Source organism: Pedobacter terrae, assembly GCF_036946585.1.
GTDB lineage: Bacteria > Bacteroidota > Bacteroidia > Sphingobacteriales > Sphingobacteriaceae > Pedobacter > Pedobacter terrae_C.
Map to the genome: position 1 here is coordinate 158,414 of NZ_JAQIIV010000010.1, position 11,519 is coordinate 169,932.

Annotated in this window: 15 protein-coding genes; 11 read left to right on the plus strand and 4 right to left on the minus strand. The window is 36.7% G+C overall.

Going from position 1 to position 11,519, the window contains the following annotated elements:
• Positions 1-52: 52 nt before the first annotated feature.
• Complete coding sequence (locus PGN18_RS14630) at positions 53-391, minus strand: MmcQ/YjbR family DNA-binding protein (RefSeq protein ID WP_335320292.1); 339 nt, start codon at positions 389-391, stop codon at positions 53-55.
• 229 nt (positions 392-620) lie between these two features.
• Between PGN18_RS14630 and mnmD the strand changes: the two genes are divergently transcribed.
• The 7 genes from mnmD (at position 621) to PGN18_RS14665 (ending at position 6,439) form a co-directional block, all read left to right on the plus strand.
• Entirely contained in the window at positions 621-1,295 is a 675-nt protein-coding gene (mnmD, locus tag PGN18_RS14635; RefSeq protein WP_335320293.1) for a tRNA (5-methylaminomethyl-2-thiouridine)(34)-methyltransferase MnmD, read from the plus strand.
• A 217-nt stretch (positions 1,296-1,512) separates the two neighbouring features.
• Positions 1,513-2,460 carry an aldo/keto reductase gene (locus PGN18_RS14640; protein WP_335320294.1) on the plus strand — a complete coding sequence of 316 codons (948 nt, stop codon included), beginning with the start codon at positions 1,513-1,515 and terminating at the stop codon, positions 2,458-2,460.
• Positions 2,461-2,540: 80 nt separating this feature from the next.
• The gene (locus tag PGN18_RS14645) at positions 2,541-3,650 is read left to right on the plus strand and encodes an AI-2E family transporter (RefSeq protein WP_335320295.1); all 1,110 of its coding nucleotides are present in this window, start codon (positions 2,541-2,543) and stop codon (positions 3,648-3,650) included.
• Position 3,651: 1 nt separating this feature from the next.
• Positions 3,652-3,948 (plus strand): hypothetical protein, encoded by a 297-nt coding sequence (locus PGN18_RS14650; protein WP_335320296.1) that lies wholly within the window; start codon positions 3,652-3,654, stop codon positions 3,946-3,948.
• Positions 3,949-3,964: 16 nt separating this feature from the next.
• Positions 3,965-4,414 carry a DoxX family protein gene (locus PGN18_RS14655; protein ID WP_335320297.1) on the plus strand — a complete coding sequence of 150 codons (450 nt, stop codon included), beginning with the start codon at positions 3,965-3,967 and terminating at the stop codon, positions 4,412-4,414.
• An 18-nt stretch (positions 4,415-4,432) separates the two neighbouring features.
• Positions 4,433-5,239, plus strand: coding sequence for a nucleoside triphosphate pyrophosphohydrolase (mazG, locus tag PGN18_RS14660; RefSeq protein ID WP_335320298.1), 807 nt, complete (start codon positions 4,433-4,435; stop codon positions 5,237-5,239).
• Positions 5,240-5,314: 75 nt separating this feature from the next.
• The gene (locus tag PGN18_RS14665; protein ID WP_335320299.1) at positions 5,315-6,439 is read left to right on the plus strand and encodes an ATP-binding protein; all 1,125 of its coding nucleotides are present in this window, start codon (positions 5,315-5,317) and stop codon (positions 6,437-6,439) included.
• Here PGN18_RS14665 and PGN18_RS14670 read toward each other — a convergent pair.
• Entirely contained in the window at positions 6,434-6,817 is a 384-nt protein-coding gene (locus PGN18_RS14670) for a YchJ family protein (RefSeq protein ID WP_335320300.1), read from the minus strand. The genes PGN18_RS14665 and PGN18_RS14670 overlap by 6 nt on opposite strands.
• Before the next feature lie 73 nt (positions 6,818-6,890).
• On the opposite strand from PGN18_RS14670, the gene truA reads away from it, so the two are divergent.
• The gene (gene truA, locus PGN18_RS14675) at positions 6,891-7,691 is read left to right on the plus strand and encodes a tRNA pseudouridine(38-40) synthase TruA (RefSeq protein WP_335320301.1); all 801 of its coding nucleotides are present in this window, start codon (positions 6,891-6,893) and stop codon (positions 7,689-7,691) included.
• A 38-nt stretch (positions 7,692-7,729) separates the two neighbouring features.
• Entirely contained in the window at positions 7,730-8,161 is a 432-nt protein-coding gene (locus PGN18_RS14680) for a hypothetical protein (protein WP_335320302.1), read from the plus strand.
• Between the two features lie 155 nt (positions 8,162-8,316).
• On the opposite strand, the gene PGN18_RS14685 is transcribed toward PGN18_RS14680, so the two are convergent.
• Positions 8,317-9,570, minus strand: a complete 1,254-nt coding sequence (locus tag PGN18_RS14685) for an ABC transporter permease (RefSeq protein ID WP_335320303.1) — start codon at positions 9,568-9,570, stop codon at positions 8,317-8,319.
• A 142-nt stretch (positions 9,571-9,712) separates the two neighbouring features.
• Between PGN18_RS14685 and PGN18_RS14690 the strand changes: the two genes are divergently transcribed.
• Together PGN18_RS14690 and PGN18_RS14695 are read left to right on the plus strand one after the other, a co-directional pair.
• The gene (locus PGN18_RS14690) at positions 9,713-10,981 is read left to right on the plus strand and encodes an exo-beta-N-acetylmuramidase NamZ family protein (RefSeq protein WP_442955362.1); all 1,269 of its coding nucleotides are present in this window, start codon (positions 9,713-9,715) and stop codon (positions 10,979-10,981) included.
• A gap of 138 nt (positions 10,982-11,119) precedes the next feature.
• Positions 11,120-11,380, plus strand: coding sequence for a hypothetical protein (locus PGN18_RS14695; RefSeq protein ID WP_335320304.1), 261 nt, complete (start codon positions 11,120-11,122; stop codon positions 11,378-11,380).
• Here the strand turns inward: PGN18_RS14695 and PGN18_RS14700 are convergent.
• Complete coding sequence (locus PGN18_RS14700; RefSeq protein WP_335320308.1) at positions 11,366-11,503, minus strand: ATP-binding protein; 138 nt, start codon at positions 11,501-11,503, stop codon at positions 11,366-11,368. The genes PGN18_RS14695 and PGN18_RS14700 overlap by 15 nt on opposite strands.
• Between the last annotated feature and the right edge of the window lie 16 nt (positions 11,504-11,519).

Below are 11,519 nucleotides of genomic sequence, written 5' to 3' on the forward strand. Positions count from 1 at the left end.
TATAAGTCAATCCAGTGCTCGATTCAATTAAACAAAACCTTTGTAATAAAATTTAAGCGTATTTTGCTTGCGTTTTTTTGGGAAGTTTAGCTAAAACCATCGCTCTCGAATCGGCAACCCTACTTTTTAGTTCTTTATCGTTTAATACATCTAAATTCTCGATCTGGATCCATTGCCGCTTTGCCATATGATAGGCCTGCGCAATGCCATCTCTTGCGGCGAGTTCGTCAAATTCATCTGGATTACATTTGATGGAAAAACGATTACCTTCATCAATAGCGATAATGACATAGATTTTTTCTTCTATCATAAAACACAGATGCTCCCACTTCATACCTTCTGTAGTACCAGTTAAACTTAAACAATATTCTCTGAACGATTCGATATCCATATTTTAGGTTTAGGGTTTAGGGTTTAGGGTAAAACCAAAGCTAAGCACAAAAGTTCAAAGTGGAAAGACTTAAGACACAACTATTAAGATAAAGCATAAAGACAACTGATCTTTGAATAGTTAATTCTTACTCATTGACTCCTGAAACCACATATTGATCTTGGAAATCTAAAAATCCTATCAATCCTGTCCCTATATTTGCACCATTACTTTCAAAATAAAATAGTCCATGCTCATGAATATCATTACGCCTACCGCAGATGGTTCCAATACACTCTATAATGAAAACATAGGCGAACATTACCATAGCAAACATGGTGCGTTGCAGGAGAGCAAACATGTTTTTATAAATGCCGGATTAAAATATGCTGCTGTTGATTTAACTGAAATTTCTATTTTAGAGGTTGGTTTCGGGACCGGGTTAAATTTTATTTTAAGTTTCGAATACTGTACAGAGAAAAGCATAAAACTCAACTACACCAGTATTGAAGCTTTTCCACTAACTACAACAATAATTGAGCAAACGGGTTATGCGGCCTACGTTCCAGAAGAAGTATGGGCCGATTTTATTTCTAATTATCAGGAAGCATTAAAAGCACCTCAAAAATTAGCGCCACTTTGTACATTAGAAATTCCATATACAACATTGGCCGAATACCGCAGCGACACAAAATTTGACCTGATTTATTACGACGCATTTTCTGTACAGCACCAGCCTGAAATGTGGAGCGATGAGATTATTGCACATGCCTGCAGCTTCTTGAAACCCGGCGGTACTTTTGTTACCTATGCCATCACCGGAAAACTAAAAAGAGCGGTAAAAGCTTGTGGTTTTAACATAGAAAAATTGCCTGGCGCCCCCGGAAAAAGAGAAATGTTGCGAGCGGTTAAGATAGCAAGTTAAATAGCCAGAGATCTGATGTCCGAAAGTCCGAAGTAAAATTTCAAAAAAATATTCTTCTTTGCGTTTTCCCGGTACACTGTAGATACCAAACGCCGTACGCATTGCGCTAATCTCTTCTGCCCTTTTCGGTTAAAACCAGCGTCATTTTACATCACTCAGACTACCATTCAAAACCAGCGCCATCTAATTTTGTTAAAAATGTATTAATATTCATATCATGGAAAAAATAACCTTAGGAAAAACCGACTTAAGTATTGCTCCCATAGTATTTGGGGGAAATGTTTTTGGCTGGACGATTGATGAAAAGAAATCATTTGAAATATTAGACCAATTTGTAGCAAATGGCTTCAATTTTATCGATACGGCTGATGTATATTCTCGATGGGTACCCGGAAATAATGGCGGCGAATCGGAAACGATTATCGGTAACTGGCTAAAAAAACAGAACAAACGCCACGACATTATTATCGCAACCAAAGTGGGCTCAGATATGGGCCAAGGCAAATCGTTGAAGAAAGATTATATCATCAACGAAGTAGAACATTCTTTATCGCGCTTGCAAACTGATTATATCGATCTTTATTTTTCTCACTTTGATGATGAAAGCACACCGGTTGAGGAAACCTTAAGTGCTTACGAAACTTTAATCAAGGCTGGTAAAGTCCGCTGGATTGGAGCTTCAAACTTTTCGGCAGAGCGACTTAAAGAATCTCTAATTTATTCCACCAAACATGGTTTACCTAGTTACCAGGTTTACCAACCGGGATTTAACCTTTATGATAGAGCTGACTTTGAGCAAGAACATGAAAAAATCTGTAAAGACTATGGCTTGGGCGTTGTGGTTTATTATTCGCTGGCCAGTGGTTTCTTAACCGGCAAATACCGAAGTGAAAATGATCTGAACAAAAGCCAGCGAGGTGGAGGTATCAAAAAATTCCTGAACGATCGTGGTTTTAAAATTTTAGCTGCACTTGATCAGGTTGCTGCCCAGCACCATGTGGAGCCAGCTTCTGTTGCCTTGGCCTGGTTAATTCATCACCCATCAATTACGGCTCCAATTGCAAGCGTTACCGATTTAAATCAATTAAAATCGTTTACTGAAGCCGCTAATTTGAAGTTATCAGAAGAAGACATTTCTCTTTTAGACAAAGCGAGCAGCTATTAAAAATAATCTCTTATATTTAAATGCCCGATTGATGAAACAATTATTCGGGCATTTTGTATTAAACAGGATTTTTAATAGATATGAAAGACAAACTATCTTTTTTACCCAAACTGGCGCTGGTTCTATTCTGTTTAATCAGTTTAACCTACATCGCCATTTTAGGCCACTCTTTGCTGGCTCCTTTGCTTTTTTCTTTTTTAATGGCGATCTTACTATTACCCGTGGGTAATTTTTTAGAACGCCGGTTAAAATTTAAAAGAAGTTTATCAACACTCCTATCCGTAATTCTGATGATTGCTGTTATTGGAGGGATTGTTTACTTTTTTGGCAACCAACTCAGTGATTTATGGGCAGATTGGCCTTTACTTAAAGAGAAAGCAAATGTTTCCTACCACGAACTCCAAAAATGGATTTCGCATACTTTCGGTATCAATTCTCAGAAACAGCTCAGTTATTTAAACGATAGCACTGAAAAAGCTTTGGCTACCAGTGCTGCAATTGTAGCTACCACCCTTTCTACCCTATCTTCTACCCTGTTATTTTTAGGTTTTACATTACTGTTCACTTTCTTTATTTTAAACTACCGAAGGGTTTTATTTACTTTTTTAACTTCTGTTTTTAGTGAAGAACATAAAGAAAAGGTATCAGAAATTGTAAGCCAGATTCAGTACATTATTAAAAAATACATTATAGGTTTGTTCTTGCAAATGCTCATTGTTACGGTTCTAATGATTACCGTACTAAGTTTACTGGGCGTTAAATATGCTGTTCTATTGGGCCTGGTAGCTGGTATTTTTAATGTAGTACCTTATTTGGGCATATTCTTTGCACTGCTGGTAAGCTGCCTAATTACTTTCGCTACAGCGGGCGCTGGAAAAGTGCTGCTGGTTTTGATTGCCTACGTTGGTGTACATGCGATAGATGGAAATGTTCTCATGCCATTAGTAGTAGGCTCTAAAGTGAAAATAAACGCATTGTTTGCCTTTATTGGTATCGTTGTAGGTGAAATGATATGGGGCATATCGGGCATGTTTTTATGTATTCCTTATCTGGCCATTTTAAAAATAATCTTTGATAGGGTTGATAGTTTAAAACCCTGGGGCATATTAATGGGAGAAGAACATAAGCCTGATAAAAAGAAACGTGTTTACCGGATTACAAAAAAGATTAAATTAGAAGAAAAAGATTAAAATGGCAGAAAACAGATCGCCTCATATCTTAAGCACTTCGGCCAATCTCCTGGGTATTTGCTTTATTGTGCTCACGTCTTTAAAAAAACTTGCACTCAATGATGGCTCTTTGATTGACGAATTTGCTGTGGCTGCCGTTATGTTTTTTATGACCAGCTGTATCTTATCTTTTATCTCCATGAGAAGACAAATAACCGCAAGCCAGCGGCTCGAAAAAGCTGCTGATTTTATCTTTTTATCTGGCCTGTTGGTATTGTTTATTGCAACCATTTTAATTGCCTTTAATTTGATAAAGTAGATTAGCTCACTTAATTATGAAGCCCTTATTTGTATTGGTAATCGTTTATGTTGCGCTATTGGCTTTTGGCAGACATACGACCTTTGACAAAGGGGATATTTTTGCAGGCAATATGGCGATGTCTGCGATGCTGGTATTTACTGCTGTTGGCCATTTCAAATTCAAAACCAGCATGGCGGCCATGGTTCCGTTATTCATCCCAAAAAAAGTAGAAGTTGTACTTTTAACAGGTGTTTTGGAAATCTTATTTGCAATCGGATTGGCCATACCAGGCATCAGATATTTCACCGGGACAGCCTTAATTATTTTTTTAATTGTTATTTTACCTGCCAATATTTACGCTGCCAAAAACCGCGTCAACTACGAAGATTTGTATAAACCAGGACCAGGACCAAAATATTTATGGTTCAGAATTCCTTTTCAGCTTTTCTTAATCATTTGGGTTTGGTACTTTAGCGTTCGTTAAATCTAGTAACCATAAAACATGCCTAACAACCCAATTCCGCCAAGCGCCAGTAATCCAGCCGATGCTTTTACACGTTTACTTACCGTTTTAGATACCCTGCGTACGCAATGCCCATGGGATAAAAAGCAGACCATGGAAACACTGCGCCATTTAACCATAGAAGAAACTTATGAGTTAAGCGACGCCATATTAGACGGCGATTTAGACGAAATTAAAAAGGAACTTGGCGATTTGATGATGCACCTTGTTTTCTATGCTAGAATTGCTTCTGAAACCAACGATTTCAATATTACTGATGTTTTAAATGGCGTTTGCGATAAACTCGTAAACCGGCATCCACATATTTATGGTGATATTGAAGTGGAGAACGAAGAAGATGTTAAGCGCAATTGGGAACAGATTAAGCTCAAAGAAGGTAACAAATCGGTATTGGCTGGTGTTCCATCATCACTTCCTGCTTTGGTTAAAGCTGCCCGTATTCAGGAAAAAGCCCGTGGAGTAGGTTTTGATTGGGAAGATAAAAACCAGGTATGGGAAAAAGTTGAGGAAGAGCTACAGGAATTTAAAACTGAATTTAATGTAGCAGACAACATGGCAATTGATCTGGAAAAAGCTGAATCAGAATTTGGCGATGTACTGTTCTCGCTGATCAACTATGCCCGTTTCATCAATATCAATCCTGAAAATGCCTTAGAAAAAACCAATAAAAAATTTATCAAACGTTTTCAGTACCTCGAAACGAAAGCTAAAGAAAATGGAAAGTCCTTGGCCGACATGACACTTTCGGAAATGGATATCTATTGGAATGAAGCAAAGAAAATATAGCTAAAAGGAGTAAATTCGCAAAATTAATATAAATTTTGCGATTACAATCGCAAAATTTATATTAATTTTGCGAATATGATTTCCAGAGCAATTTCAAGCTTTATCAAGAAAAACCTAAAAGATGAAAAGGCAATTATACTTTTAGGACCAAGGCAAGTGGGGAAAAGTACACTTTTAAACCAGTTATCTTCCGAATTTGCTAAACCAGTTGCATGGTGGAATGGTGATGATGCAGACGTTAGGACGCTACTGACTAATACCACCGCTACGTCATTACGTGCTCTTCTGGGAAAATCAAAAACACTTGTAATTGATGAAGCACAAAGAATCGATAATATCGGACTTTCCATAAAATTAATTATAGACCAGCTTAAAGATGTAAAAGTAATTGCTACCGGTTCTTCAGCCTTTGAGTTGGCCAATCACCTTAACGAACCGCTTACCGGTAGAAAATGGGAATATCACCTTTTTCCTTTTTCATTTGGAGAAATGGTGGATGAACAAGGTCTCCTTATCGAGAGAAGGTTATTACACCATCGTTTAATTTATGGATACTATCCAGAAATTGTTAATAATCCAGGCGGAGAGGAAATAAGATTAAAGCAATTGTCTGATAGTTATTTATATAAAGATGTTTTAATCTGGGAAAAAATACAAAAGCCAGATAAGATGGAAAAATTAATCCAAGCTTTGGCTTTCCAGGTTGGCAATGAGGTATCATATAATGAATTGGGACAGTTATCAGGATTGGATAATCAGACAACAGAAAAATATATTGATCTGCTTGAAAAGGCCTTCATTGTGTTTAGATTGGGTTCTTTAAGCAGGAATTTAAGAAATGAGTTGAAGAAAAGCAGGAAGATTTACTTTTACGATAACGGAATCAGAAATGCTGTAATTAATCAATTTAGTCCGGCAGAATTAAGACAGGATATTGGTGCCCTTTGGGAAAATTTCGTTATTAGTGAGCGGGTTAAACTTCTTGCCTACAAGCAGATTAATTGCAACCAATACTTTTGGCGTACACATGCCCAACAGGAAATAGATTATATTGAAGAAAGAAACGGATTGATGAATGCTTATGAATTTAAATGGAATCCGAAAGCTAATGTAAAATTTCCAAAAACATTTTTGGAGGCTTATGATAATGTAGAAACGAAAGTAATCACACCAGACAATGTAAGTGAATTTTTGCTATAAATAATATTTCCCGTCTACGTAATACCATTTCCCATCCTCTAACCTAAAGTTAGATTTTTCATGTAATACTTCAGTCTGAAATTTGTTATTCAGGTAAAAAGCTTTAAACTCTACTAAATCAAAAGCCGAGAAAATAATCTCTAGCTTTAGCCATTTGGTATTTTTCGCACTGATTAGGTAACCATTTTTGGAATGGTTTTTTCGTTTACTAGGATGAGTGGTTTCATAAAGATAATCTGCATCGGCTACTACAAAAGCTGAATATCTGGACCGCATTAGCGCCTCTGCAGTAGGCGCTGTTTTCTTTTTTATATGATAAGGCTGGCAACAGTAGTGAAAGGTTATTCCACTTCCACAAGGACAGTTTATTAAATCCATGACTAAAATTTAAGCACAAAAGTATCATTTAATATTCCTGCTGCTAAAATTTCCGTAAAATTGCAGCAGAATAATGAGGTATTTCTTTCATATTGCCTATCAAGGCCAGCATTATAATGGGTGGCAAAAACAACCTGGCATAAAAAGCGTTCAGGAAGTAATCGAACAAACCCTGTCGAAGATTTTAAAATCTCCTATTGCCATTAATGGTTGCGGCCGCACTGATGCGCATGTGCACGCCAGTCAGTTTTTCTTCCATGCCGATATTGAAAAAGAGATCAACTCTAATCTGCTTTACATTTTGAATAAAGCTTTACCTGCTAACATCGCCGTATTCGACATTATTAAAATGGAGGGCAAGCCCCATGCCAGGTTTGATGCCGTACAGCGTAAATATGATTATTTTATCCATACCTATAAAGATCCTTTTCTAACTGCCCAAAGCTCTTTCTATCTATTAAACGATTTAGATTTTGATAAAATGAAGGCTGTTGTAAAATTATTACCTCAATATAAAGACTTTAGGGCTTTTTGTACACATCCGGATAAATATGAACACACCATCTGCAACGTAATGGAAGCTGATTTGTTTGTAAACGCAAAGGGTGACAGATTAAGGTTTCATATTGCCAGCAACCGCTTTTTGGGTAAAATGATCCGTTTGATTATGGGAAAAATCCTGATGGTTGGCAAGGGACAGCTTAGTTTTGATGAGTTTGAAAGCGAGCTGATTACCCTTCAGCCTTCAAAAATATCATTACCTGCTCATCCAACAGGATTGTATCTTTCAAAAGTTACTTATCCCTATTTAAACCTCGAACCACGGACTGAATTTATCTATAATACTCAAGGCATAGACTGGATTTCGATTTAAGTGTAGCGTTTTTACTTTCAACTCCGTTTAAGGGGTTGATGAAAGTCCAAATCTGCATTTTCCTTTTTATCCTCATCCTATCTTTGGGTTGTAAAAAATCTACAATCGCAAATGTTTTATTGGATGGTAATTATACTGGGATACTGGTAATTACCAATAGTTTTATATCTGTGCCCGAAACCCGCCCCATTTCAATGGTTTTACAGGGTGGAAAATTCAATATTGCAAATGCAGGCGCCACTTCAAAACCATTGGGAGGGAAAGGAACCTATACTTTTAAAAATGGCATTGGTTATTTTGAAGATGAAAATGTGTGGACAGCAGATTTTGATTGGAATACGATTTTAAACGGAGAATATAATATTAGAAGCAACGGAAAAGATTTAACCCTTAGAAAAAGATTTAGTACGAAAACAGATCTCGCGCCGGCTACAACAGATTATGAATATATCTTAAAAAGGAGCAATTAGTTTTGTTGTGATTGATCTTCTTTAGGTAATTAATTATCAAGTATACACTAATATCTAGAAAAGATATATACAAAAACTGCAAAGTTGGCGTAAACAAGAACTTAGTTTAGGTTGCTTGGGCATCGGAAATTGATCTGTCCGGTGTCCCAAGTTTTTTATTTAAACCGGATTGCCTTTAGCGGGGAAACCTTACTCACCAATAGCGAAGGAATGATCAAAACCGTTAAACATACCACTACTGTAACGAGATTCAGCAATAGCACATCAATAAAATGAAACTCTATTGGGGCATAAGCTAAAAAGTATGAGGCCTGATTAAGTTTAAAAATGTGCGTAGACTGCTGTAAAAATCCAAGCCCTAAGCCCAGCATATTCCCCAGCAACAAACCTATCCCGATTAAATAAGCCGCATTGTAGAGGAAAATTTTCATAATGCTCCAGTTGCTGGCCCCGAACGACTTTAACATCCCGATCATATTAGTTTTTTCCAAAATCATAATCAACAACGCTGTAATCATGTTGATCACACCAACAATGAGCATCAGGATTAATAACACTCTGGTATTGACATCAAGAAGACCCAACCAGGTAAAAATATTAGGAAAATTCTCTTCAATGGAATACGAGCGTAAATTACGCGGGAGACTCTCATAAATATGATCTGAAATGGGCTTAAGTCTGTTAAAATCCTTAATCCTGATCTCTATGCCACCAATTTCATTAGCTTTCCAGTTATTCAGGCGTTTAATGATATTAAGATTTCCAAGCACGAAACCTTTATCAATGTCTTCTACCCCAATATCATAAATACCTACAATTTTAAATTTACGTGGACGTAACTGGTTTTGAACAAAGTACATGATAAAATCGTCACCCGTTTTAAGTTTTAACCGGTTGGCCGTGTATTTTGAAATCAGTAGCTCTTGCATGGCTGCTGTACTATCGGAAAAATCGATAATGGTACCGCTGATAATATGCTGTTTAATGTAATCCCATTTATAGCTTTTATCAATTCCCTTAAAATTAATGCCTTCAATTTCATTATTGGCCGATAGAATACCAGGTTTTGTAGCAAAAGGATAATAATATTCGACATAACGATTGTTTTTGAGCATCTTTTCCGTTTCCCCATCAAGTATAAAAGGGGAATGCTCAAATGAATTATTAAGATCGTAACGGGTAATTTGTATATCGCCTAAATATCCCCTTACTTTATCCTGAATTTCAGTTTTAAAGCCTTTTATAATGGCTATGGAAAGAATCATTACAGCCAAGCTCAACATCACGCCCGCAATTGCGATACGTACAATGAGTTTTGAAAAAGTACGCTCAGATTTAATGGCTATGCGCCCCGCTATGAAATATTCGAAATTCAATTTAATCAGCTTGTAAGTAACAAAAATGCTCAATTCCTTTTAAAAAATGGCATTTTCGAAAATAAATAACCAACTTTAATGTCAATCATCATTTATAGTAAGAAATACCAGTAGCATAAATAAAATATACTGTAAATTGTTTTGATATCATACCAGAAGATTAGCATACACTAAAATGAAAAAATACATCAGCTTCACTTTAACAGGTTTAATTGCTTTATCGGCCTGCGGGCAACCAAAGCCAAAAGAACAGGAAGTTTTGGGAAAAAATAGCTCCGAAAACAAAAAACTGATGATTAAGACGGTAAAGCTACCCATAGCGATTAAAACCGGCGCAGAGCAGACAGAAAAATATCTACCGCTGTTAAAAGGCAAACGTGTGGGCATGGTAGTTAATCCCACATCAATTATTGGTACACAAACATCGGTTGATAGTCTGTTAAAAAGAGGGGTAAAAATCGAAAAGATATTTGGACCTGAGCATGGTTTTAGAGGCAATGCCAGCGCTGGCGTTACCGTTAACGATGATGTTGACACTAAAACAGGCATAAAAGCCATCTCTCTTTATGGTAAACACAGTACGCCTACAGCTGAAGATTTAGCTGATATTGATATCATGGTTTTCGATATTCAGGATGTAGGTGTCCGTTTTTACACCTATATCAATACTTTGCAGCATGTGATGGAAGCCTGTGCCGCGAACAATAAAATCTTGTTGATCTTAGACCGGCCTAATCCAAATGGTTATTTAATCGATGGGCCGATTTTAGACCCTAAATTTAAATCGGGCATTGGTATACAGCCCATACCTATTGCACATGGTTTAACTATTGGCGAGTATGCACAAATGTTAAATGGCGAGGGTTGGTTGAAAGATAAGGCGAAATGTAAAATTACCATTATCAAAAATGCAAATTATGATCATAATATGGAGTATAGTTTACCGGTTAAGCCCTCTCCAAACTTAAACACGCAGCAATCTATTTTACTTTATCCATCAACTTGTTTATTTGAGGGTACTTATTTAAACCATGGCCGTGGAACCATGTTTCCTTTTACGATTGTTGGAGCCCCTTATCTTAAAGGTAAATTCGAGTTTAGTTTTACGCCAAAAAGCATAAAAGGGATGGCTGAGACACCATTATTTCAAGATCAGGTTTGTTATGGTTTAGATTTAAGAACCTACGATACAGCTGAATTACGCAAAAGCAAACAGATTAATTTATCGTGGTTGATTTCATTGTATCAGGCATCACCTAAAAAAGAAGACTTTTTTAACACTAAACTGAGCAAAGAGATGGGCGTTATTGAAAGATTAGTTGGTGTTGCAGATTTCAGGCAGCAGGTAATTGATGGAAAAAGTGAAGCAGAAATCAGAGCAAGCTGGGAGCCCGGTTTAAGTGCATATAAAACCATGCGTAAGAAATACTTGCTTTATAATTAACGATTGAATGAGAGAATGACTGAATGAGAGAATGGATAAACTTTAAAAGATTTTTAAACTTAACCTATGCTGATTTGTTATGATTTATAGGGATGAAGATTTTCTTTATTCAATTAATTAAAATTTAATCAGTTAATCATGAGCGGTCCAAAAGTTAAAAGTGATAAACCTGGAAGCAATTACGAGAAAGAGGTGCCAAAAGGCAGGGAACCTGTTGACCATAAAACAGTAAGACAAGAAAATGACAGTACACCCAATAAACCTGTTCGCACAAATAATCCGGCCAAACAGCGTGAAAACGAGGAGCAACCTGTACATCCGATTAAAAGGCACCGAAAGCCTAATCAATCGTTCAGACTGCACCAAGTTGTAGGATCTGAACGATTATATTATTTTTAAAGCAAAGAAAAAAGTAGCACCTTCTCCAACTGCACTATTTACCCAAATCCTTCCTCCTTCATTTTTTATAATTTCGGCCGAGATGTAAAGGCCTAAACCTAAACCCGGATAGGTATGCTGCAAACTGCCATCTACACGA